The following is a 23,419-nucleotide window of genomic DNA, read 5'->3' on the forward strand; positions in this document are numbered from 1 at the left end:
CTCCTCCACAAGGGGGGAGAAGACGCGCGGCAAACCCTCGCCTCCCACGAACCGCAGGAGCGGGGCAGACACGCCGCTTCCCCTTGTGGACAGGGGGTGGGGAGGGGGGCTTCTTTCAATCCGGAGGCATTTCCATGCCGATGACCGATCTGCCGGGTTTTGCCGGCGAACTGCTGGATGTCTTCGCGGTTAGAAGGGCAGAGCGCATCGATACGCCGATCATCCAGCCGGCCGAGCCCTTTCTGGATATCGCCGGCGAGGACCTGCGCCGCCGCATCTTCCTCACCGAGAGCGAGCGCGGCGAGAGCCTGTGCCTGCGCCCGGAATTCACCATTCCCGTCTGCCGCCGCCATATCGAGAGCGCCACCGGCACGCCGAAGCGCTATGCCTATCTCGGCACGGTGTTCCGCCAGCGCCGCGAGGGCGAGAACGAATTCTATCAGGCCGGCATCGAGGATCTGGGCGACCGGGATTTCGCCAGTGCCGATGCGCGTGCCGTCGCCGATGCGCTGGCCTGCCTGACGACGATCCTGCCCGGCCGCGCCTTCGCGGTGACGATCGGCGATCAGGCCGTGTTCGAGGCGGTGGTCGATGCGCTCGGCCTGCCGGCCGGCTGGCAGCGGCGGCTGGTCCGCGCCTTCGGCCAGACCGAGCTTCTGGAACAGATGATCGCCCGTCTCGCCCGGCCCGAGGCCGTGTCGGGCCTCGGGCCCGAGGTCGAGGCGCTGCTGGAAAAGGGCGACGACGAGGCGCTGGCCGCCCTGATCGCCGCCCGCATGGAGGCGACCGGCTATTTCACCAATGCCAGCCGCTCGCCGGAGGATATCGTCCGCCGCCTCAAGGAAAAGCGGTTGCTCGCCGGTGCCTCGCTCGATGCCGGCAAGCTGGATACGCTGAAGGAATTTCTGTCGCTCAATGTCAGCCTGCGCTATGCGCCGGGCGTGCTGGCCGATTTCGCCCGCGCCGCGAACCTGCCGCTCAACGCCGCCATCGCCGGGTTCGACGCGCGCGTTGCGGCCTTCGCCAATGCTGGCGTGCCGCTGGCCGACATCACCTGGCGTGCCGCCTTCGGCCGGCCGCTGGATTACTATACCGGCCTCGTCTTCGAGATCACCGCGCGCGGCGACCATGCCATTCTGGCCGGCGGCGGCCGCTACGACCGCATGTTGACGCTGCTCGGCGCGAAGGACCATATTCCCGCCGTCGGCTTCTCGCTCTGGCTCGATCGCATCGTAAAGGCGAGGGGGAACCCATGATCACCATCGCGCTTCCCTCCAAGGGCCGGATGAAGGACGAAGCCTCGGCGGTCTTCGAGCGTGCCGGCATGAAGATCGTCGCCGTCGGCAACGACCGCTCCTATCGCGGCCGGGTCGAAGGCGCGGACGATATAGAGATCGCCTTTCTCTCCGCCTCCGAGATCTCGCGGGAGATCGGCGCGGGCACCGTCGATTTCGGCGTCACCGGCGAGGATCTGGTGCGTGAGGAACTGGCGGATGCCGACGCCCGCGTCGACTTCGCCGCCCGCCTCGGTTTCGGCCATGCCGATGTCGTCGTCGCCGTGCCGGAAATCTGGTACGACGTGGAGACGATGGCCGATCTCGGCGATGTCGCGGCGGATTTCCGCGCCCGCCACGGACGCCGGCTGGCGATCGCCACCAAATACTGGCGGCTGACGCAGCAGTTCTTCTCCGGCAGCCACGGCATCCAGCTCTACCGCATTGTCGAAAGCCTCGGCGCGACCGAAGGCGCGCCGGCGGCAGGCCAGGCCGATATCATCGTCGATATCACCTCCACCGGCTCGACGCTCCGCGCCAACCATTTGAAGATCCTCTCGGACGGGGTGATCCTGCGCTCCGAGGCCTGCCTGGTGCGGGCGCGCAAGGCGGAACACCACGGCAATCCGGCCGTGGAACGAATCGCTAGCGCCATCCGCACGGTGCTGTGAAGCGACCGTTTCCCTGAACGGGAAAAACCCGCCGGTGCGATCCCGGCGGGTCCGTGTATCGATCAACCCTCTCTTTAGTCACCCTCGGGCTCGAACCGAGGGTCCATGCCGCAAGCACGGCGATGGATGGTCGGGTCAAGCCCGACCATGACGAAAGAGAGCGATACGCTCGCTGTCAGAAGTCTGACCCGCCGGATCGCCCCGGCGGGTTTTGCCGTTCAGGCAGAGCGCGGTCGTTCAGGCGGCGCGTCTGGCATCGAGCGACCAGGCGCCGGCACCGAAGGCGGCGAGGATGAGAAAACCGCCGGCCAGTGCGAAGTTCTTGACGAGCATGATGCCGTTCAGCGTGTTGATCCAGCCGAGCGCGGGTGCCGGCCAGCCGTCGACGGCAACCGTGCCGGAATGGAAGGCAAGCGCGGTGAAGACCGAGAACGCGGCGAGCGCGACGGCGGCGATCTTGGTCTGGAAGCCGACCAGAATGGCAAGCCCGGTGACGGTTTCGAACAGGCCGGCCAGATAGGCGAGCAGGGTCGCGGCCGGCAGGCCGGCGCCCTCGATCATGCCCGCGGTGCCGCTCGGGTCGATGAGCTTCGGCACGCCTGCGGTAATGAAAAGATAGGCGAGGAGGATGCGTCCGGCGAGGACGAGGGCGTTCTGGGCAGTGGTCATCAGTATCTCTCCGTTTGAGCGCGTTCGGGAAGGCCGCTCTGTCGGGATGAGATATGCACCTTTTTGGTTGTTCTTAAAAGACGAACGAATAAAGACATATCGTTCACTGTTATTGACATAATCACGACGGCGCCTTTTCCGCTACCAGCCGGCGCGGCCGATCCCGGAGCCCCATCGAAAAAGCGTCGGGTGAAATCGGCCATTTGCGACTCTGGTTGTTTCCCCGGATCCAGGGACGAAAGGCCCGCAACGCGTGGGCCGGTTTCACCCGCCGGCAATACCCGATGCCTCGCAAGATGGTCCGTTTATGGAGGTCTTCGTAAGCCTGGCCCCAAGATAACGCGGCGATCTCCCCGGAACTTTTCCTCATCCTATGGGTTGTCTATACACGTTAACGTTGAGGGAAAGCCAATGACTCAAATATCCATTCACGACGATCTCCGTTCCACATCCTGGGGGGCCATCTTTGCCGGGACGGCTACGGTCATCGCCGTTTTCTTCACACTGTCGCTTCTGGCAACATCTCTGGGGCTGGGGATGGTGGATGCGCAGTCTGGCAGTCCCCTTGAAGGTGTCGGAACGACGTTTGGAATATCTGCCGCGATAACGTTGCTTCTTAGCCTCGTTGCCGGTGGATTCGTCGCAGGCAGGTTGGCCGGGACCAGCGGTTTCACACATGGCTTTCTAACCTGGGCCGTAAGCCTGATCCTCGCCGTCCTGTTCGGTATGGTGACAATCTCGGGCGCGGCGCGGACATCGGTCAGTGCGCTCGGGTCGGTCGCTTCGGGTGCGGGGGCAGTGGCCGGTGCGACAGGCAATGCGGCAGGCTCGGCCGTCAGTTCGATTGCCGGTGCCGTCGATGAAGACCTCATCGGTAACTTCGACATCAGCCAGACCCGAAACGATCTTCGGACCACGCTGCGCAATACCCAGATTGATGCGCTTCAGCCCGAGCGCCTCGAGCCGGTCATCGCCGCCGCACGCGACGACGTCGCGGCCGCGGCCCGGGAGATTGCATTTAATCCCGGCGACTTTTCCCGGATTGCCCAGGAGCTTGGAGAGCGGCTGAAAGAACGTGCCGATAGCGTCGCAGGCGATATCGACCGCAACGAGATCGTAACCGCGCTCACCAACACGGGAATGACGCAGCCGGAAGCCGAGCAGGCTGCGGACCGGGCCATTGCGACATATAGCAACGCCCGCGACGCGATAACGGAACGGATCAATAACGCGAATGAACTGATTGAAAAGGGACGCCAGCGGCTCGCCGCTCTTGAAGAGGAAGCGCGCCGTCAGGCCGATGCGGCGGCATCTGCCGCGTCCGCTGCCGCGCTTTGGGCATTTGTTGCCGCTCTGGTCGGCGCATTGGCAGCCTCGCTCGCAGGACTCGGAGGAGCCCGGTCCCGCGATCGCTACCATTTCGAATAGTCGTTCGCACAATTCGAACGGGACGGGCCGGGTTCGTTTCGGCCAAGTGCATGGGGCGCGGTAAAACCGCGCCCCATGCACTGCCTCAGTTCCGGTTCAGGAAGGTCTGCAACGCCCATAAAAGAATGGCGGGTTGGTCGTCCTGGGCGGAATGATCGGCGAACGGCAGGTTGAGGAAGACGGTGTTCGGGACGCGCTCGACCAGTTCGAGCGCATTTTCGCGCGACACCAGCCGGTCCTCGTCGCCCCTGACGGCCAGCAGCGGGCAGGCGATGGCGCGCACCGTCTCGCCGGGATAGCCGTCGGGTCCGTCATCCAGCCAGAGCGCGGTAATGGTGCGGGTCAGGCGTTCGAAATCGGGTTCCGGGTTCAGCCGCAGGTAAGCCTCGCAGCTCTCCGGGAACATGGCCTGCCAGCTTTCCGCGGTCACATCCGCATAAAGTGCGCGTGCCGGGTCGTCGGCGCCGAGCGCCCAGTGCGCGCCGATCGTGACGACCCTGCGCGGCGTCACGTCTCCATTCGCGGCCAGCCGCAGCGCGGTGATGCCGCCGTCGCTGAAGCCGACGATGCCGGCCGTTTCAACGCCGAGATGGCGGATGACGACCACGGCGTCCTTTTCGAGGCGGGCATAGGTGAGGGGCTCCCGTCCCAGCGTCGATTTCCCCTGGCCGCGGCTGTCGATGCCGATGAGGCGATACGTGTCGGCAAGCCCGGGCAGGATGGGATTGAAATCCTCGATGCTGCCGAGCCCGCCATGCAGCAGAACCAGCGGCTCTCCCGCCTCGTTGCCCCGGACTTCGTAATAGATCCGCGCGTCGCCGATATCGAGATACCGGCCGCTTTCATGGCTGAATAAAGCTGTCATCGTCAAAATCCCCGCGATTCCCTTCCATCCGACCATGCCATTGTTGCAGGGATTCCGCGCGGAAAAGTGATGGCGGCAAAGAAAGCGGCAAAGAAAAAGGGCGACCCGAAGGCCGCCCTTTCGTATTTCCGGGACGAGGACGTCTTAGAAGTCCATGCCGCCCATGCCGCCGCCCGGCATGGCCGGAAGCGGAGCGTCCTTCTTCGGCAGTTCGGCGATCATGGCTTCCGTCGTGATCAGCAGCGAGGCCACCGAAGCGGCGTTCTGGAGCGCCGTGCGGACGACCTTGACCGGGTCGACGATGCCGAGCGTGATCAGGTCGCCGTATTCGCCGGTCTGGGCGTTGTAGCCGTAGTTGTCCTCGTTCTTTTCGAGGATCTTGCCGACCACGATGGAGGCTTCGTCACCGGCATTGTCGGCGATCTGGCGAACCAGCGACTGGAGCGCCTTGCGCACGATGTTGATGCCGGCTTCCTGATCGTCGTTCTCACCCTTGACGGTGATCTTGACGGAGGAGCGCAGCAGGGCGACGCCGCCACCGGGGACGATGCCTTCCTGAACGGCGGCGCGCGTTGCGTTCAGCGCGTCGTCGATGCGGTCCTTGCGTTCCTTGACTTCGACTTCCGTGGAGCCGCCGACGCGGATCACGGCAACGCCGCCAGCGAGCTTGGCCAGACGTTCCTGAAGCTTTTCACGGTCGTAGTCCGAGGTGGTTTCCTCGATCTGGGCCTTGATCTGGGCAACGCGGCCTTCGATGTCGGACTTGGCGCCGGCGCCGTCGACGATCGTGGTGGTTTCCTTGGAGATCGAGACCTTCTTGGCCTTGCCGAGCATGTCGAGCGTGACGTTTTCGAGCTTGATGCCGAGGTCTTCGGAGATGACCGTGCCGCCCGTCAGGATGGCGATGTCTTCCAGCATGGCCTTGCGGCGGTCGCCGAAGCCCGGAGCCTTGACGGCAGCGATCTTGAGGCCGCCGCGCAGCTTGTTGACGACGAGCGTGGCAAGCGCTTCGCCTTCGACGTCTTCAGCGATGATGAGGAGCGGCTTGCCGGTCTGGACGACGGCTTCGAGAACCGGCAGGAGCGCCTGGAGGTTCGAAAGCTTCTTCTCGTGCAGGAGGATGAAGGCGTCTTCGAGGTCCGCAATCATCTTCTCGGCGTTGGTCACGAAGTAGGGCGACAGGTAGCCGCGGTCGAACTGCATGCCTTCGACGACTTCGAGTTCGGTTTCGGCGGTCTTGGCTTCTTCAACCGTGATGACGCCTTCGTTGCCGACCTTCTGCATGGCTTCGGCGATGTCGAGGCCGATCTGCTTTTCGCCGTTGGCGGAGATCGTGCCGACCTGGGCGACTTCTTCCGACGTGTTGATCTTCTTGGCCTTGGCCTGGAGATCCTTGACGACTTCGGTGACGGCGAGGTCGATGCCGCGCTTCAGGTCCATCGGGTTCATGCCGGCTGCGACGGCCTTGGCGCCTTCGCGGACGATGGCCTGGGCCAGAACCGTGGCGGTCGTGGTGCCGTCGCCGGCGATGTCGTTGGTCTTGGAAGCGACTTCACGGACGAGCTGCGCGCCCATGTTCTCGAACTTGTCTTCCAGTTCGATTTCCTTGGCGACCGAAACGCCGTCCTTGGTGATGCGCGGAGCGCCGAAGGACTTGTCGATCACGACGTTGCGACCCTTCGGGCCGAGCGTCACCTTCACGGCGTCTGCGAGGATATCGACGCCGCGCAGCATCTTTTCGCGAGCGCTGCGGCCGAATTTGACTTCTTTAGCTGCCATTTTAAAAACTCCCGGGCTTTTCGCCCTCAGTCGATCATGGAATGGTTGGAAACTTGATCTTCAGCGAAGCCGGCAATCAGCCGATGATGCCGAGAATGTCGGATTCCTTCATGATCAGAAGGTCTTCGCCGTTCACCTTGACTTCGGTGCCGGACCACTTGCCGAACAGCACGCGGTCGCCGGCCTTGACGTCGAGCGCAACGACCTTGCCGCTGTCATCACGGGCGCCGGTGCCGACGGCGACGACTTCGCCTTCCTGCGGCTTTTCCTTGGCGGTGTCCGGAATGATGATGCCGCCCTTGGTCTTTTCTTCGGACTCAACGCGACGAACGACGACGCGATCGTGAAGGGGGCGGAAGTTGGTGCTTGCCATTGTCTAATCCCTCGATCAAATGACACATGACGGCCTTGATGGCGCGTCGTGAATTTGCGTTAGCACTCTCTTTTTGTGAGTGCTAGCAGCGACGAGATAAGCAGGCCTCATCGAGGAGTCAAGGACGGGGCCTGCAAAAAATCCGCAAAATGGCGACGGCGTCTGGGGCGCCTTTGCGCAGCTCTCCGGCAGGGCCGTTTCGCCCGGGCGCTTTTTTGGCGGCGGGGCGGGGAAACTTCTTGCCACGCGCCGTTTCCTTTGCAATGTCACCCTGACGAAATGGAAGGGAACGAAGGATATGGCCGCTCTCATTGACGCTTTTCAGGATATCGTCGCGGATTATGACGTCATCCTCTGCGATGTCTGGGGCGTTCTGCACAACGGCGTCACGCCCTTCATGCCGGCCTCGCACGCGCTTGCGGCCGCCCGCAAGGCCGGCCGCACCGTGGTGCTCATCACCAATTCGCCGCGTCCGCGCCCCGGCGTCATCGCCCAGCTCGATGCGATCGGCGTTCCGGCCGCGGCCTACGACCGGATCGTCACCTCCGGCGACGTGACGCGCGATCTGATCGCTGCCGGGCCGAAAAGGATATTCCTGCTCGGTCCCGAGCGCGATCTGCCGCTGGTCGAGGGACTGGACGTCGATCTCGTGTCCGCCGGCGAGGCCGAATCGCTGGTCTGCACCGGCCTTTTCGACGACGAGACGGAAACGCCGGAAGACTATCGCGACATGCTGCTGGCCATGCGCGACCGCAATGTGCCGATGATCTGCGCCAATCCCGACCTGATCGTCGAGCGCGGCGACCGTCTCATCCCCTGCGCCGGCGCGCTGGCCGTCTATTACGAGCAGCTCGGCGGGACGACGCGCGTCGCCGGCAAGCCGCACCGGCCGATCTACGACGCCGCGCTTGCGGCGGCCCGCGAACTGCGCGGCGATGTCGATCCGGCCCGCATCCTCGCCATCGGCGACGGCCTGCCCACCGATGTGCGCGGCGCGCTCGATTACGGCCTCGATCTCCTTTATATCGGCGGCGGCATCCATGCGGCGGAATACACCGTCAACGGCGTGATGGACGACGCGCTGGTCAACGACTGGCTGAAGCGCGAAAACGCCGCGCCGAAATACTGGATGCCGAAACTGGCCTGAGACCGATCCGATGACCGTCTTCCATCGCAACGAGAAAAAGCACCCTCTGGCGGACAATCTGCGCGGCGGCGTCATTGCCGTCGGCAATTTCGACGGCGTGCATCGCGGCCACATGAGCGTGCTCGGCAGGGCGCTGGAACTGTCCGCCGCCCACCGCCGGCCGGCGCTGGTGCTGACCTTCGAGCCGCATCCGCGCACGGTCTTCAATCCCGACAGGCCGGTCTTCCGGCTGACCCCGGCGCATGTGAAGGCGCGTCTTCTCGAGGCGGCCGGCTTCCACTCGGTGGTGGAATATCCCTTCGACCGCGAATTCGCCTCCCGCTCGGCGGAGGATTTCGTTTCGTCCGTGCTGGTCGACTGGCTGGGGGCGGCGGAAGTCGTCACCGGCTTCGACTTCCATTTCGGCAAGGGCCGCGAAGGCGGCCCGGCCTTCCTGATGGAAGCCGGAAAACGCTACGGTTTCGGCGTGACGCTGGTCGACGCCTTCCGCGACGAGGGGGCCGAGGTCGTCTCGTCGAGCCGCATCCGCGCCTGCCTTTCGGAAGGCCGGGTGGAGGAGGCCGCCGGCCTGCTCGGCTATCGTTATACGGTCGAGGCGGAGGTCATCGGCGGCCAGAAGCTCGGCCGCACGCTGGGCTTTCCCACCGCCAACATGGCGCTTCCGCCGGAAACGGTGCTGAAACCCGGTATCTATGCGGTGCGCCTGCGCCGTGCCAACGGCGATCTGCACGATGGCGTGGCAAGCTTCGGCCATCGCCCGACGGTGACGGAAAACGGCGCTGCGCTGCTGGAAACCTTCGTTTTCGATTTTTCCGGCGATCTTTACGGCGAAACCTGTTCCGTCTCGTTTTTCGGGCATCTGCGCGACGAACTGAAATTCGACGGTCTGGAGCCGCTGGTGGCGCAGATGAACCGGGATTGCGAGGAAGCGCGCGCCCTGCTGGCGGGCGTCAGGCCGCTCGGCCGGCTGGACGCGCTGATCGCATTTTAACCAAACCGGATTTTTTCTGTGCTTTATTCGAAATTGACTTTGGCGCGGGCCAGGGCGTTCAATCTTTGTTGGCGCTTTTCTGATTGTTTGCCTCGCATCCGCAATATTGCAGGTGCGAGAGCTTGATGCTGGAACTGAAGACTGTCTTTCTCTATTCTGCGGCGATCAATTATTGTACCGTCGCAGCCGTCACGATCGGCTGGTTCCGCAGCGAGGGCCGCAGCGACATGAGGTTCTGGCTGCTGGCAGCCTGGCTCATGGTCGTCGGCAACGCCATCATGGCGCTCAGCAACACCCTGTCCTATCACGCCGCCGGCTATATCGGCGGTTTCGTCCACATGGCCTCGATGGGCTGCCTTCTGCTCGGCTTCAAGGCCTTCTTCGGCCTTCCCTATCACTGGTCGGAGGCGATCGCAGTTCCGTTGGCGACCAGCGGCGCCATCGTCCTGTCCATGTTCGTCACCGGCGGTGCGGCCGACGGCGTATGGCTGATCTATTTCGGTTCCGGCGCCAACCTGCTGATGACGTCGCTCGTCGTCTGGCGCGGCAAGCAGGGCGAAGTGCTGCCCTCGCGTATGCTGGCCATCGTCATCACGGCGATCTACGCGCTCGGCAACCTCTGCATTGCGCCCTTCGCCTATTTCTTCCCGCTCGGCTTCGTCGATGGCGTTCCGCAGGCCACGTGGCTGGAGGTCTGCGCGATCCCGCTGGTCATCTGCAATGTCGCGACCTACGTGGTCGTGCTCGTCCTCAAGCTGGAAAGGGCGACCGAGCGCCAGCGATACCTCGCGACCCGCGATATGCTGACCGGCGTCCTGAACCGCCGCGCCTTCTACGAGGCGGTGGCCGGTCTGGCCGATCGCGACGGCTCGATGGCCGTGATCGACCTCGATCATTTCAAGGCGATCAACGATGCGCACGGCCATCGGGGCGGCGACGATGCGCTGCGGGCCTTCGCCCGCTGCACGCAGGCCACGCTGCCGGAGACGGCGGTGTTCGGCAGAACCGGGGGCGAGGAGTTCGCGATCTGCCTGCCCGACTTCGATCCGGCCGCGACGCAGGGCCTGCTCGAGCGTCTGCGGAAAAATGTCGAGCGGATGGAGGTTGTCTCGCCGCGGGGCGGCGGCCTCATCCCCGTCACGATCTCCTGCGGCCACAGCGCCTTCAGGGCGGGCAACTGGGTCATGGACCAGACTATCGCCGAGGCCGACAGCGCGCTCTACCAGGCCAAGAACGGCGGCCGCAACCGCGTCGAGGGCTACGCGCCGGCGGCCTGGCTGCAACGCTGCATCGAGGACACGCTGGCGGCGCTCGGGGCGGCCACGCGGCGGTGAGAACCCGCCGGGCGCCGCGCAGCATTTCCTTGCCGCGCCCCCTTCCTTTTTGCGGCGAAAACACATAAACAACCGCAACCATGACCCGATACCGGTTGATGATCACGTCCCGAATTATGGGCCCGGCCTTCTGAGGCGACTTCCGCAAGGTCGTCCGAAGGTCCGGGATTTTCGCGCTGCCCGAGGCTGCGCATCGAGATTTTCACGCATTCCGTATTCCGGGCGGCTGGATGGCCAGCGCCCTATCCGATTGGCAAGACCATGACCGACGCCCCTGAAAAGAAAGACTATTCCTCCACCCTTTACCTGCCGCAGACGGATTTTCCGATGCGCGCCGGCCTGCCGCAGAAGGAGCCGCAGACGGTGGCCCGCTGGCAGGAGATCGACCTTTACAGAAAGCTGCGCGAGAACGCGCAGGGCCGCGTCAAGTTCGTGCTGCATGACGGCCCGCCCTATGCCAACGGCCACATCCATATCGGCCACGCGCTGAACAAGATCCTCAAGGACGTCATCACCCGCTCGTTCCAGATGCGCGGCCGCGACGCCAACTACGTCCCGGGCTGGGACTGCCACGGCCTGCCGATCGAATGGAAGATCGAGGAAAAATACCGCGAGAAGGGCAAGAACAAGGACGAGGTTCCGGTCAACGAATTCCGTCAGGAATGCCGCGACTTCGCCGCCCACTGGATCGGCGTGCAGGCGCAAGAGTTCAAGCGGCTCGGCATCGAGGGCGATTTCGACAATCCCTACACGACGATGGCCTTCCACGCGGAAGCGCGCATCGCCGGCGAACTGCTGAAGATCGCCAGCTCCGGCCAGCTCTATCGCGGCTCCAAGCCGGTCATGTGGTCCGTCGTCGAGCGCACGGCGCTGGCCGAGGCCGAGGTGGAATATCATGACGTCGAGAGCGACACGATCTGGGTGAAGTTCCCGGTCACGCAAGGCCCGGACGATCTCAAGGGCAACTATGTCGTCATCTGGACAACCACGCCCTGGACCATCCCCGGCAACCGCGCCATCGCCTTTTCGTCGCGCTATCCCTACGGCCTCTACGAGGTCGAGAGCGCCGTCAACGATTTCGGCCCGCAGCCGGGCGAGAAGCTGATCTTCGCCACCCGCCTTGCCGACGAATGCGCCGCCAAGGCCAAGGTGACGCTGAAATTCCTCCGTGATGTCGATCCGGCGGAACTGTCCTCGCTCGTCACCGCCCATCCGCTCGCCACCCTCGGCTACGATTTCCCCGTGCCGTTGCTCGATGGCGACCATGTGACCGACGATGCCGGCACGGGCTTCGTCCACACCGCGCCGGGCCACGGCCGCGAGGACTTCGATGCGTGGATGGATGCCGCGCCGAAGCTGCGCGCCGCCGGCATCGACACGAAGATCCCCTTCACCGTCGACGATGCCGGCTTCTACACCAAGGATGCGCCCGGCTTCGACGGCGCGCGTGTCATGGACGACAACGGCAAGAAGGGCGATGCCAACGAGCGGGTGATCAAGGCGCTGATCGCCGAGAACCACCTGTTCGCCCGCGGCCGCCTCAAGCACAGCTATCCGCATAGCTGGCGCTCGAAGAAGCCGGTCATCTTCCGCAACACGCCGCAATGGTTCGTCTACATGGACAAGGAGCTTGGCGACGGCACGACGCTGCGCTCGCGCGCTCTGAAAGCCATCGACGAAACGCGCTTCGTGCCCGCCGCCGGCCAGAACCGCCTGCGCACCATGATCGAGACGCGGCCCGACTGGGTTCTCTCGCGCCAGCGCGCCTGGGGCGTTCCGATCGCCGTCTTCGTCGACGACAACGGCGAAATCCTCGTGGACGAGGCCGTCAACGCCCGCATCCTCGACGCCTTCGAGGCCGAGGGGGCCGATGCCTGGTTCGCCGATGGCGCACGCGAGCGCTTCCTTGGAAGCCGCGCCAACGAAGACTGGAAGCAGGTTCGCGACATTCTCGACGTGTGGTTCGATTCGGGCTCCACGCATTCCTTCACGCTGGAGGACCGCCCGGACCTCAAGTGGCCGGCCGACGTCTATCTCGAAGGGTCCGACCAGCATCGCGGCTGGTTCCATTCCTCCCTGCTCGAAAGCGCGGCCACGCGCGGCCGCGCGCCCTACGATGCCGTCATCACGCACGGTTTCACGATGGACGAGAAGGGCGAGAAGATGTCGAAGTCCAAGGGCAACGTCGTGTCGCCCCAGGACGTGATGAAGGAATCGGGCGCCGACATCCTGCGCCTGTGGGTCATGACCACGGATTACTGGGAAGACCAGCGTCTGGGCAAGACGATCATCCAGACCAACATCGACGCCTATCGCAAGCTGCGCAACACGATCCGCTGGATGCTCGGCACGCTGGCGCACGACAGGGGCGAGGACATCGCCCATGCCGATCTGCCGGAACTCGAAAGGCTCATCCTGCATCGTCTGGCCGAACTGGACGTGCTGGTGCGCGAGGGCTACGACGCGTTCGACTTCAAGAGGATCGCCCGCGCGCTGATCGACTTCTCGAATGTCGAGCTGTCTGCCTTCTACTTCGATATCCGCAAGGATGCGCTTTATTGTGACGCGCCGTCGTCGCTGAAGCGGCGCTCGGCGCTGTTCGTCATCCGCAAGCTGTTCGAAAGCCTCGTCACCTGGCTTGCGCCGATGATCCCGTTCACCACGGAGGAAGCGTGGCTGTCGCGCCATCCGGATGCGGTTTCGGTCCACCTGGAGCAGTTCCCGGCCATTCCGTCCGAATGGCTGGACCCGGCGCTGGCCGAAAAGTGGGAAAAGATCCGCAAGGTCCGCTCGGTCGTCACCGGCGCGCTCGAGATCGAGCGCAAGGACAAGCGCATCGGCTCCTCGCTGGAGGCCGCGCCGGTCGTCCATGTCGCCGACAAGGCGCTTCTGGCCGCGCTGGAGGGTCAGGACTTCGCGGAAATCTGCATCACCTCGGCAATCGCCGTGACCGGCGACGAAGGCCCGGCGGACGCCTTCCGGCTTGCGGAGGTGACGGGCGTTTCCGTCGAGCCGAAGCTGGCGGAAGGCACTAAATGCGCCCGCTCGTGGAAGATCACCTCGGATGTCGGCTCCGATCCGGAGTTCCCGGATGTTTCCGCGCGCGACGCGGCGGCGCTGCGCGAACTGAAGGCGCTCGGCGTCGCGATCTGACCGGCTGTCTGGGCCGGATTGTGCCGGATGAATTGCACTTCGGTGCTTCATCCGGTACAACACCGCCTGAAATTGGCCGGAATTGCCGCGCAATGGAAAGACAAAAGGCTGTTCGGGCCGCATGACGGTCGGCGGAAGGGGTTTCATGAGCAAGACGCATATGTATCGGGTAAGCGCTTATGCGGCGGGCATCGCCTCTGCGTGCCTGGCGCTCGGCAGTTGCGCCAGCGGGCCGACCTACGGCACGGACAAGACCGCGACGGAGCAGCTTTTCTCGGATCTGGGTTCCGTCGTTGCGGTGAGCCGCAAGAGCGACGGGCCGGCGCCCAAATACACGCCGCGCCCCGGCCTCGTCACCCCGGCCCAGGGTTCTGCGCCGAATCTCGTCGCGCCGCAGACGGCCCTCAACGACCGGACCAACAATCCCGACTGGGTGGAATCGCCAGAGGAAACCCGCCGGCGTCTGGTGGCTGAGGCCGATGCCAATGCCGACAACCCGAACTACCGTTCGCCGTTGCTGGCCGGGCGCGGCCAGGCCGGCACGCTCACCGAGGAACAGCGCTGGCAGGCGTTCCGCAAGGCGAAGGCCGACGCCAGCCCTGCGGCCGGTCTCGAGCGCCGCCGCTACCTGAGCGATCCGCCCCCGACCTATCGCCAGCCCGCCGAGACGGCGAGCATCGACGATCTGGGCGTGCCCGAGACCCAGAAGGAAAAGCGCCGCCTGAAGGAAGCGCAGTCCGGCGAGAAAAGTACGAGCTGGTGGAACCCCTTCCGCTGAGTTCCCTTTCGCGGTCGGAAATGCTTTAGCGCCTGTTCCTGAAAAAATCGGTGAGGATCTGCGCCGCCGCCGTTTCGGCTATGCCGGAATAGACCTCCGGCGCGTGATGGCAGGTCGGTTGCGCATAGAAACGTCCGCCGTGATCGACCCCGCCGCCCTTCGGATCGGCGGCGCCGTAATAGAGACGGCGGATGCGGGCGAAGGAAATCGCCGCCGCGCACATCGCGCAGGGCTCCAGCGTCACATAGAGATCGGCGCCGGTCAGCCGCTCCTGTCCGAGTCGCGCCGATGCTGCGCGGATCGCCAGGATTTCGGCATGGGCGGTGATGTCGGCAAGCTCGCGGGTGCGGTTTCCGGCCCGCGCCACGATTTCGCCGTCGAGCGCGATCACGGCCCCCACCGGCACCTCGCCTCGGCGGGCGGCGGCTTCCGCCTCTTCAAGGGCGACGGCCATGTAGCGATTTTGAGCGGCCATGCGGCAATTCCTCTGATAAACCCTCTTAACCCCGGACGCCTCACCTGATAGAGCATGTTTCCAAAAAGTGCGATGCGGTTTCTGGCGTGGACGATCCTGTCCGGCCGGCCTTCGCCAGCTTCAGGCAAACGGTACATGAGCTTCAACGACAAATCTGGAAAACCCGGTGGAAAACGCCCCGGCGGCAACAAGGCGTTCAAGGGCGGCGGCAGGGCGTCCGGCGGCAAGTTCGCCGGGGGCGGCGCTGGCAGGGACGGCAAGGACCGCTTCGCGGACAAGCCCGCCCGTGACAAGGCCCCGGCCAGGGCTCAGGACAAGGCCCCGGCCAAGGCCATTGCCGCAAAGGCGGCGAAGCCGGTCCGCGAGAAGGCGGTAGAGGCCGCACCGGGCGAACCGGAGCGCATTTCCAAGCTGCTCGCCCGCGCCGGCGTCGCCTCGCGCCGCGACGTCGAGCGGATGATCATGGAAGGCCGCGTCAGCGTCAACGGCAAGGTGCTGGACACGCCGGTGGTCAACGCCACCTTCGACGACACGATCGAGGTGGACGGCAAGGCCATCCGCGGCCCCGAGCGTACCCGGCTGTGGCTCTATCACAAGCCCTCCGGTCTGGTGACGACCAATTCCGATCCCGAAGGCCGCCCGACCGTGTTCGAGAACCTGCCGCCGGAACTGCCGCGGGTGCTGTCCGTCGGCCGGCTCGACATCAATACGGAAGGCCTGCTGCTGCTGACCAATGACGGCGGTCTCGCCCGCACGCTGGAACTGCCGAAGAACGGCTGGCTTCGCCGCTATCGCGTGCGCGCCCACGGCAAGGTCGAGCAGGCCCAGCTCGACGCGCTGAAGGAAGGTGTGGCCGTCAACGGCGTGCTCTATGGCGGCATCGAGGCGACGCTCGACCGCGTGCAGGGCGGCAATGTCTGGATCACGATGGCCTTCCGCGAAGGCAAGAACCGCGAGGTCAAGAACGTGCTCGGCTCGTTCGGGCTCGAGGTGAACCGTCTCATCCGCCTGTCCTACGGTCCGTTCCAGCTCGGCGACCTGCCGGAAGGCGCGGTGGTCGAGGTGCGCGGCCGCACGCTGCGCGACCAGCTCGGCCCGCGCCTCATCGAGGAATCGGGCGCGAATTTCGATGCGCCGATCTTCACCGTTTCCATCGATGACGACGAGGATGGCGAGGCGCCGGCCGCGCCGGCCCGCCGCGCCGACAGGCCGGATGCCAAGGCCGGGCCGCGCAAGGAGGGCAGGCCCTTCGAAAAAGACCGCGGCGGCAAGGGGCGCGACGACAGGGGAGCCGACAGGCCCGCCCGCGGCTTCGACAAGCCGCGCCGCGATTTCGACGACGACGGCGAGCGCCCGAAGCGCGCGAAACCCGGTTCGAGCCGCACGGCCAACATCTGGATGGCGCCCGGCGCCCGCCCGGTCGGCCCGAAGCAGGCGGCTCGGCCCGGCAAGTCGCGCCCGGAAGCCGCACCCTATCGCCCGGTTTCCGACAAGCCGTCTGTCGCCTCGACCATCCGTCGCTCCGGCGAGGAGAATGAATGGATCAGTGCCAGCGAGGCTCCTGCCGGCCGCGGGCGCGATGACGACAGGCCGTCCGGCCGCAAGGATGCCGGCGGAAAGCGCGGCTTTGCGGGCAAGCCGGCCCGTCCGGCCGGCGAGGGCCGCCCGGAACGCGGTGAACGCGGCGAGAAGCCTTTCGCGGACAAGCCGCGCGGCGCGAAGTCCTTCGGCGGAAAACCGCGAGGAGACGGCGGCGGCAAGCCGTTTGGCGGAAAACCCCGCGGCGCCGGCGGCAGCAAGCCGTTCGCCGGCAAGGGCGGCAAGCCCGGCGGGCGAGGCAGGAAGGGGTAAGGCACAGTGCGGATCGTAGGTGGAGAATTCCGGGGGCGCACCCTGGCGACCCCGAAGTCCAGCGCCATCCGGCCGACCGTCGACCGGACGCGCGAAAGCCTGTTCAACATTCTCACCCACGCCTATCCGGAGGCCCTCGACGGCACGAGGATGATCGACGCTTTCGCCGGCACCGGCGCAGTGGGGCTGGAGGCGCTCTCGCGCGGCTGCCGCCATGCGCTGTTCGTGGAAAGCGGCGTCGAGGGCAGGGCGCTCCTGTGGGAGAATATCGATGCCTTCGGCCTGCACGGGCGCACCCGTATCCTGCGCCGCGACGCCACCCGCCTCGGCTCGCTGGGCAATCTGGAGCCGTTCCACCTGATGTTCGCCGATCCGCCCTATGGCAAGGGGCTGGGCGAGCAGGCGCTGCGCGCCGCCCATGAGGGCGGCTGGCTCGTGCCCGGCGCGCTCGCCATTCTCGAGGAGCGTGCCGATGTCGAGCCGCAGGTGTATAATGCCTTCCAGCGGCTCGAAACCCGCACCTTCGGCGATACGAAAATGCATTTCTACCGCTATCAGCCGGCATGACGTGAAAGTCCGGGCATGACGAACCAGAACCTGCCTGCTGTCGTTTCCTCCTCCACCCCGACTATCGCCGTGGCCTTCGGCGGCGGCGGCGCGCGCGGGCTGGCCCACATTCATGTCATCGAGGTGCTCGACGAACTGGGGCTGAAACCCGTCGCCGTGGCGGGCGCGTCGATCGGCGCGATCATGGGCGCAGGCCTCGCCGCCGGCATGTCGGGCCGCGAGATCCGCGACTATGCGGTGGAGACGCTCGGCAACAGCGGCCTGGTCTTCTCGAGGCTGTGGAGCATCCGGCCCGACAACATGCGCGATGCGCTGGGCGGTTTCCGGCTCGGCCAGTTCAATCTGGAACGGATTCTGAAAGCCTTCCTGCCGGAAGCGATCCCCGACGATTTCAAGGATCTCGTCCTGCCGCTGAAGATCGTCGCGACCGATTACTACGGCCAGTGCGGCACCCTGATCGAAACCGGCCCGCTGCGCCCGGCGATCGCCGCCTCGGCGGCGCTGCCGGCGCTGTTCATGCCCGTGCGCATCCACGGACGCGTGCTGATCGATGGCGGCATCTTCAACCCGATCCCCTACGAGCCGCTGATGGACGAGGCCGACATCGTCATCGGCGTCGACGTCGTCGGGGCGCCGGAGGGCGACGGCACCCATGTGCCGAACCGCATCGACAGCCTGTTCGGCGCCAGCCAGTTGATGATGCAGGCGAATGTGGCCCTGAAGCTCAGGATCGCGCCGCCGCACATCTTCCTGCGCCCGCCCGTCAATCGGTTCAAGGTGCTGGATTTCCTCAAGGTCGAGGAAGTGCTGGAAGCCACCGCCAGCGTTCGCGACGAACTGAAGCGCGAACTGGACCGGGTGATTGAGGCGCGCATCCGGGCGTGAGGCCGGCCTGTCACGTCAAAGTGTCGTGCCGTGCCGCACGATTGCCGGTTCCCCCGGCTTGATGACGCCGCCGTCCGGCAATAAATGAAAGAAAACGAAAGGCCGACGTGATGACCGATACGATCAATGCCGCAACCCTGACCGACCGTGCCGGCGCGCTCGTCGAGCTTGCCCTGAAAGCCGGTGCGGACAAGGCGGACGCCGTTATCGTGCGGTCCCGCTCGACCGGCGTCACCGTTCGCCTCGGCAAGGTCGAGGGCACGGAATCGTCGGAAAGCGACGATTTCTCGTTGCGCGTCTTCGTCGGCAACCGGGTAGCGAGCGTTTCCGCCAATCCCGGCTTCGACCTGAAGGCGCTGGCCGAACGGGCCGTCGCGATGGCCAGGGTTTCGCCGGAAGATCCGTTCGCGACGCTTGCCGACGCGGCGGCACTCGCCCGCGATATCGCCGATCTCGATCTTTTCGACCCGACGGTGGTTTCCGCCGAGGAACTGACGGCCGCGGCGCTGGAGGCGGAAGCGGCCGCCCTTGCCGTCCAGGGCGTGGCCAACAGCGGCGGCGCCTCGGCCGGCGCCGGCATGGGCGGTCTCGTCCTCGTCACCTCGCACGGCTTTTCCGGCAGCTACATGGCCACGCGCTTCAGCCGTTCCGTCAGCGCCATCGCCGGCGAGGGCACCGGCATGGAGCGCGATTACGATTTCGATTCCAGCCTCTATTTCGGCGCCCTTCGGGGTGCCGCCGATATCGGCACGGTTGCCGGCGAGCGCGCGGTAAGACGCCTGAACCCGCAGCGTCCCGATACCGCCTCGGACGTCACGGTCGTCTTCGATCCGCGCGTGGCGCGCGGCTTCGTCGGCCATATCGCCGGGGCGATCAACGGCGCGGCGGTGGCCCGCAAGACCTCGTTCCTGCGCGACAGGATGGGCCAGCAGGTGCTGAAGAGCGGTCTTTCCATCACCGACGATCCGCAGATCCGGCGGGGTTCCTCCTCGCGCCCCTTCGACGGCGAGGGCGTGAAGGGCGAGAAGCTGACGATGATCGAGGACGGTGTGCTGAAGCACTGGTTCCTGTCGACCTCCACGGCCCGCGAGCTTGGCCTGACCACCAACGGGCGCGGCGTGCGCGGCGGCAATCAGGTCTCGCCCGGCTCCACCAACCTGGCGCTGGAGCCCGGCACGGTCTCGCCGCAGGACCTGATCCGTTCGGTCGGCAACGGCATCTATGTGACCGAACTGATCGGGCATGGCGTCGACATGATCACCGGCGAATACAGCCGCGGCGCCTCGGGCTTCCTGATCGAGAACGGCGAACTGACCGTTCCGGTTTCCGAAATCACCATCGCCTCGAACCTCAAGGACATGTTCATGCGGGTGACGCCGGCCGACGATATCGACCGGTCCTTCGGCGTCGCCTCGCCGACGCTTGCCATCGAGGGCATGACGCTGGCGGGCCGCTGACGATGGCCGGGATGCGCCAGACGCCGGCGGAACCGTGGGCGGACGACCTTGAATTGCTGCGCGCGGCGGCACGCGAGGCAGGCCGCGCCGTCATGGGCTTTTTCCGCAACGACCCGCACGTCTCCTGGAAGAACGGCGGGCGCTCGCCCGTGACCGAGGCCGATTTCGCCGCCAACCGCATTCTCGCCGACCGGCTGCGGCCGGCGCGGCCGGATTACGGCTGGCTTTCCGAGGAAAGCGACGACGACGCCTCGAGGCTCTCGCACGAAACGCTGTTCGTCATCGATCCGATCGACGGAACGCGGGCCTTCATCGCCGGCGAGCCGACCTGGGTCGTCAGCGCTGCCGTCGTCCATCGCGGGCGGCCGGTCGCGGGCGTTCTCTATGCGCCGGTCATGGAGGAGGAGTTCACGGCGGTGGCCGGCGGGCCGGCCCTCAGGAACGGCGCTGCCATTTCGGTCAATGCGGTGCGGCCGGACGGGCCGCTCCGGCTGGCCTGCGGCAAGGACATGCTCGGCCTTTTCGAAAGCGGCTTCGCCGCGCGGATCGAGCGTGCCCCGCACGTGCCTTCGCTCGCCTACCGGCTGGCGATGGTGGCCGACGGGCGGCTGGACGCGACGCTCGTCAGGCCGGACGCCCAGGACTGGGATCTGGCGGCGGCGGAACTTGTGCTCGAGGCCGCCGGCGGCGCGCTTTGCGATTGCAACGGCGAGGCCATCGCCTACAATCGGCCCGACGTTTCCCACGGATTCCTCTGCGCCGCGGCAGCGCCATTGATCGGCCCTCTGCTGCGGCATTTTTCCTGGCCTCGCGAAGGTTGACGTTTGGCCCGGAATCCAGCAGATGAAAGAATGAAATCAGCCAATGGAAGAGACTGAGAGATGACGCAAGGCGATAACAAGAAGCAACTGCTCCATCTGGTGTTCGGCGGCGAGCTGGAACATCTCGAAGAGGTCGAGTTCAAGGATCTCACCGCTCTCGACATCGTCGGAATCTTCCCGGATTACGCCAGCGCCCTGACCGCCTGGAAGGCCAAGGCGCAGCAGACGGTCGACAACGCGCACATGCGCTACTTCATCGTTCACATGCACAAGTTGCTGACGCCGGAAAAGAACTGACGTCACACGTCTGCGCAGCTTGCGCGCCGCTTCAATTTCGACGTATTCCGGGGGCATCAACATATGCTTTCCCGCGCACAGTTCAGATGGAGAGGAAAGGGATATTTCGGTGATGGCAGCGGCGCCTTTCCCGGTCGGCCGGACGGCATTGGAGCAGGCGGATCGCATCCGCCCCGGGAGAGGCCTGTGATGAACGGTCTGGCTCGTGTCGCGCTGATGACCTACCGGGGACTCGGTGTCTGCGCCTATCCCGTCGTCTCGCCCTATCTTCTCTGGCGCGCCGCCAAGGGCAAGGAAGACCGCAGGCGCAAGTCCGAGCGGTTCGGCTATGCCGGCGTTGCCCGTCCGCAGGGGCCGCTGATCTGGATTCACGCCGCGAGCGTGGGCGAAATGCTGTCGGTCATCGCTCTGGTTCGCGAACTGCGTCGTCTCGATATCGCCGTGCTTCTGACGACCGGCACGATCACCTCCGCCCGGATCGCCGCCGAGCGCCTCGGAGGCGATGTGATCCATCAATATGCGCCCCTCGACCTCAAGCCGGCGGTTTCCCGTTTTCTCGATTACTGGCACCCGGATGTGGCGCTGACGGCGGAATCGGAGATCTGGCCGGCGACGATGGCCGAACTGGAAGCCCGCCATATCGCCCAGGTGCGCGTCAATGCCCGCCTGTCGGACCGCTCCTTCGCCCGCTGGAGCCGCCATCAGCCGATGGCCGAATTGCTCTTCTCGAAGCTCTCGCTGGTGGTGGCCCAGTCCGATCTGGACGGCGAGCGCTATCGCGATCTCGGGGCGTGGCCGGTCGTCGTATCCGGAAACCTGAAGGGCGACAGCGATCCCCTGCCGGTCGACGAGGGGGAACTGCAAAAGTACCGCCGCCAGATTGGCCAGCGCAAGACCTGGGCCGCGACCTCGACCTTCGAGGGCGAGGAGAAGGCGGCCGCTATGGTGCATCGCGCGCTGAAGGCCCATAACGACCAGCTCACCATCATCGTGCCGCGTCACCCGGAAAGGGCAGACGCCATCGAGGCCATGTTGGTGGAGAAGGAACTGAAGGTGGCGCGCCGCAGCCGCGGCGACGTCATCACCGCCGAAACGGATGTCTTCCTCGGCGATACGATCGGCGAAATGGGGCTCTACCTGCGCCTGACCGATCTCGTCTTCGTCGGCCGTTCGCTGATGACGGAGACCGGCGGGCAGAACCCGATGGAGCCGGCAGCCCTCGGCTGCGCGATCCTGTCCGGTCCGCATGTCGAGAATTTCCGCGAGGCCTATCAGAAGCTGGTGCGCAATGGCGGCGCGCGCATCGTCAAGGATGTCGAGGTTCTGGCCAAGGCGGTGCATTACCTCCTGACCAACGACATGGCCCGCCTGCGCATGATCGATGCCAGCCAGGCGACGGTGCAGGACATGCGCGGCGCGCTGTCGGCCACGCTTCGCGCGCTCGAACCCTATATCAATCCGCTGGCGATGAAGGCGCGGCTGGAGCCGAGGGCCGCGGCCCAGTGACGGGCTTTGCGGCGGCTTTTGCCGTGGGCGGGGCAGGCGCGAGGCACCGGCGATGATGGCCGGAACCCCGTCCTTCTGGTGGAAGCCTCCCGGCTGGCAGGCGCTGGCCCTCTGGCCACTGTCGCTCCTCTACGGTTTCGTGTCCGGACGCCGGATGCGCCGCGCCGCGGGCTTCGCGGCCTCCGTCCCGGTGCTGTGCGTCGGCAATTTCACGCTCGGCGGCGCAGGCAAGACGCCCACGGCGCTGGCGCTCGCCGAGGCGGCCAGGGCAAGAGGGCTGGTTCCCGGCTTTCTGTCGCGCGGCTATGGCGGTTCGCTGGGCGGTGGCGTTCTGGTCGATCCCGCCCGCCACACGGCGGCCCTGGTGGGGGACGAGCCGCTCCTTCTGGCGCGCAGTGCCGTCACCGCGGTGTCGCGCAAGCGTGTGGACGGTGCGCGGCTGCTCGCCGGGCAGGGCGTCGATCTCATCATCATGGACGACGGTTTCCAGAGCGCCCGCATCGCCATCGATTTCGCGCTGATCGTCGCCGATGCCCGGCGTGGCGTCGGCAACGGCCTCGGCTTTCCGGCCGGGCCGCTGCGCGCACCGCTTTCCATTCAGGCGGCGGCGGCCTCCGCGCTGCTTGCGGTCGGCGAGGGGGAGGCATGCGCGTCCCTCGCCTCGGATTTCTTGGCATGCGGCAAGCCGGTTTTTTCGGCCGCGCTCGAACCGGAGCCGGCCGAAGACCTGCGCGGCGCGCGCGTGCTTGCCTTCGCCGGCATAGCCGACCCCGCGAAGTTCCAGCGCACGCTGGAAGGCCTCGGGGCGGAGGTCGCGGAACGGCGCGATTTCGCCGATCACGCGCCATTGTCGGACGTGGAGATCGGCGCCCTGCTGCGCGATGCCGCGTCGCGGGGGCTGAAGCTCGTGACCACGGCCAAGGATGCCGCCCGGCTGGCGGGCCGCGACGGGCTGGCGGCGGAGCTTCTGGCCGCTACCCGCGTCGTTAAGGTGAAAATGGCCTTCGCGGACCCGCAGGCGCCGCAAAAGATCGTCGCGGCGGCGATGGACGCCGGAAAGGCGCGTCTTCGCGCGCCATGAAAAAAGCGGAAGTGTTT

At 65.8% G+C, this 23,419-nt stretch carries 21 protein-coding genes; 16 read left to right on the forward strand and 5 right to left on the reverse strand.

Translation table 11 applies throughout. From position 1 onward, the window contains the following. Window positions 1-134 precede the first annotated feature (134 nt). Together NOF55_RS04135 and hisG are read left to right on the forward strand one after the other, a co-directional pair. Window positions 135-1,256, forward strand: coding sequence for an ATP phosphoribosyltransferase regulatory subunit (locus tag NOF55_RS04135; RefSeq protein WP_306410032.1), 1,122 nt, complete (start codon window positions 135-137; stop codon window positions 1,254-1,256). Continuing rightward, window positions 1,253-1,945, forward strand: coding sequence for an ATP phosphoribosyltransferase (hisG, locus tag NOF55_RS04140; RefSeq protein ID WP_306410033.1), 693 nt, complete (start codon window positions 1,253-1,255; stop codon window positions 1,943-1,945). Before NOF55_RS04135 ends, hisG begins: the two co-directional genes overlap by 4 nt. Window positions 1,946-2,182: 237 nt before the next feature. Here hisG and NOF55_RS04145 read toward each other — a convergent pair whose 3' ends face one another. Then, complete coding sequence (locus tag NOF55_RS04145; protein ID WP_306410034.1) at window positions 2,183-2,614, reverse strand: DoxX family protein; 432 nt, start codon at window positions 2,612-2,614, stop codon at window positions 2,183-2,185. Between the two features lie 411 nt (window positions 2,615-3,025). Between NOF55_RS04145 and NOF55_RS04150 the strand changes: the two genes are divergently transcribed. Next, on the forward strand, window positions 3,026-4,042 hold the full coding sequence (locus NOF55_RS04150) for a TIGR04086 family membrane protein (RefSeq protein WP_306410035.1): 1,017 nt from the start codon (window positions 3,026-3,028) through the stop codon (window positions 4,040-4,042). A gap of 85 nt (window positions 4,043-4,127) precedes the next feature. Here NOF55_RS04150 and NOF55_RS04155 read toward each other — a convergent pair whose 3' ends face one another. The 3 genes from NOF55_RS04155 to groES all read right to left on the reverse strand — a co-directional run bounded on the left by NOF55_RS04155 (window position 4,128) and on the right by groES (window position 7,059). Beyond that, window positions 4,128-4,907, reverse strand: a complete 780-nt coding sequence (locus NOF55_RS04155; protein ID WP_306410036.1) for an alpha/beta fold hydrolase — start codon at window positions 4,905-4,907, stop codon at window positions 4,128-4,130. 144 nt (window positions 4,908-5,051) lie between these two features. After that, entirely contained in the window at window positions 5,052-6,686 is a 1,635-nt protein-coding gene (gene groL, locus NOF55_RS04160; protein WP_306410037.1) for a chaperonin GroEL, read from the reverse strand. A 76-nt stretch (window positions 6,687-6,762) separates the two neighbouring features. Next, complete coding sequence (gene groES, locus NOF55_RS04165) at window positions 6,763-7,059, reverse strand: co-chaperone GroES (RefSeq protein WP_306410038.1); 297 nt, start codon at window positions 7,057-7,059, stop codon at window positions 6,763-6,765. Between the two features lie 298 nt (window positions 7,060-7,357). On the opposite strand from groES, the gene NOF55_RS04170 reads away from it, so the two are divergent. The 5 genes from NOF55_RS04170 to NOF55_RS04190 all read left to right on the forward strand — a co-directional run bounded on the left by NOF55_RS04170 (window position 7,358) and on the right by NOF55_RS04190 (window position 14,462). Continuing rightward, the gene (locus tag NOF55_RS04170) at window positions 7,358-8,206 is read left to right on the forward strand and encodes a TIGR01459 family HAD-type hydrolase (protein ID WP_306410039.1); all 849 of its coding nucleotides are present in this window, start codon (window positions 7,358-7,360) and stop codon (window positions 8,204-8,206) included. Between the two features lie 10 nt (window positions 8,207-8,216). Beyond that, entirely contained in the window at window positions 8,217-9,197 is a 981-nt protein-coding gene (locus NOF55_RS04175) for a bifunctional riboflavin kinase/FAD synthetase (protein WP_306410040.1), read from the forward strand. Between the two features lie 125 nt (window positions 9,198-9,322). Continuing rightward, window positions 9,323-10,531 carry a GGDEF domain-containing protein gene (locus tag NOF55_RS04180; RefSeq protein ID WP_306410041.1) on the forward strand — a complete coding sequence of 403 codons (1,209 nt, stop codon included), beginning with the start codon at window positions 9,323-9,325 and terminating at the stop codon, window positions 10,529-10,531. A 261-nt stretch (window positions 10,532-10,792) separates the two neighbouring features. Beyond that, window positions 10,793-13,684, forward strand: coding sequence for an isoleucine--tRNA ligase (gene ileS / locus NOF55_RS04185; protein ID WP_306410042.1), 2,892 nt, complete (start codon window positions 10,793-10,795; stop codon window positions 13,682-13,684). Window positions 13,685-13,829: 145 nt separating this feature from the next. Beyond that, complete coding sequence (locus tag NOF55_RS04190; RefSeq protein WP_306410043.1) at window positions 13,830-14,462, forward strand: hypothetical protein; 633 nt, start codon at window positions 13,830-13,832, stop codon at window positions 14,460-14,462. Between the two features lie 25 nt (window positions 14,463-14,487). Here NOF55_RS04190 and NOF55_RS04195 read toward each other — a convergent pair whose 3' ends face one another. Beyond that, window positions 14,488-14,937, reverse strand: coding sequence for a nucleoside deaminase (locus tag NOF55_RS04195; protein WP_306410044.1), 450 nt, complete (start codon window positions 14,935-14,937; stop codon window positions 14,488-14,490). Between the two features lie 135 nt (window positions 14,938-15,072). Between NOF55_RS04195 and NOF55_RS04200 the strand changes: the two genes are divergently transcribed. The 8 genes from NOF55_RS04200 (at window position 15,073) to lpxK (ending at window position 23,402) form a co-directional block, all read left to right on the forward strand. Further along, the gene (locus NOF55_RS04200; RefSeq protein ID WP_306410045.1) at window positions 15,073-16,788 is read left to right on the forward strand and encodes a pseudouridine synthase; all 1,716 of its coding nucleotides are present in this window, start codon (window positions 15,073-15,075) and stop codon (window positions 16,786-16,788) included. 6 nt (window positions 16,789-16,794) lie between these two features. Further along, window positions 16,795-17,355 carry a 16S rRNA (guanine(966)-N(2))-methyltransferase RsmD gene (rsmD, locus tag NOF55_RS04205; protein WP_306410047.1) on the forward strand — a complete coding sequence of 187 codons (561 nt, stop codon included), beginning with the start codon at window positions 16,795-16,797 and terminating at the stop codon, window positions 17,353-17,355. Between the two features lie 15 nt (window positions 17,356-17,370). After that, the gene (locus NOF55_RS04210) at window positions 17,371-18,240 is read left to right on the forward strand and encodes a patatin-like phospholipase family protein (protein ID WP_306410048.1); all 870 of its coding nucleotides are present in this window, start codon (window positions 17,371-17,373) and stop codon (window positions 18,238-18,240) included. 110 nt (window positions 18,241-18,350) lie between these two features. Further along, a complete protein-coding gene (locus NOF55_RS04215) occupies window positions 18,351-19,697 on the forward strand; it encodes a TldD/PmbA family protein (protein WP_306410049.1) in 1,347 nt (448 codons plus the stop codon). A gap of 11 nt (window positions 19,698-19,708) precedes the next feature. Beyond that, window positions 19,709-20,518 (forward strand): 3'(2'),5'-bisphosphate nucleotidase CysQ, encoded by an 810-nt coding sequence (locus NOF55_RS04220; protein ID WP_306410050.1) that lies wholly within the window; start codon window positions 19,709-19,711, stop codon window positions 20,516-20,518. A 60-nt stretch (window positions 20,519-20,578) separates the two neighbouring features. Further along, a complete protein-coding gene (locus tag NOF55_RS04225) occupies window positions 20,579-20,815 on the forward strand; it encodes a DUF4170 domain-containing protein (RefSeq protein ID WP_306410051.1) in 237 nt (78 codons plus the stop codon). Window positions 20,816-21,001: 186 nt separating this feature from the next. Beyond that, complete coding sequence (waaA, locus tag NOF55_RS04230) at window positions 21,002-22,321, forward strand: lipid IV(A) 3-deoxy-D-manno-octulosonic acid transferase (RefSeq protein ID WP_306410052.1); 1,320 nt, start codon at window positions 21,002-21,004, stop codon at window positions 22,319-22,321. 52 nt (window positions 22,322-22,373) lie between these two features. Beyond that, window positions 22,374-23,402, forward strand: coding sequence for a tetraacyldisaccharide 4'-kinase (gene lpxK, locus NOF55_RS04235; RefSeq protein WP_306410053.1), 1,029 nt, complete (start codon window positions 22,374-22,376; stop codon window positions 23,400-23,402). Window positions 23,403-23,419: the final 17 nt, after the last annotated feature.

The organism is Ectorhizobium quercum, from assembly GCF_026552795.1.
In the GTDB taxonomy this organism is placed as follows: domain Bacteria; phylum Pseudomonadota; class Alphaproteobacteria; order Rhizobiales; family Rhizobiaceae; genus Ectorhizobium; species Ectorhizobium quercum.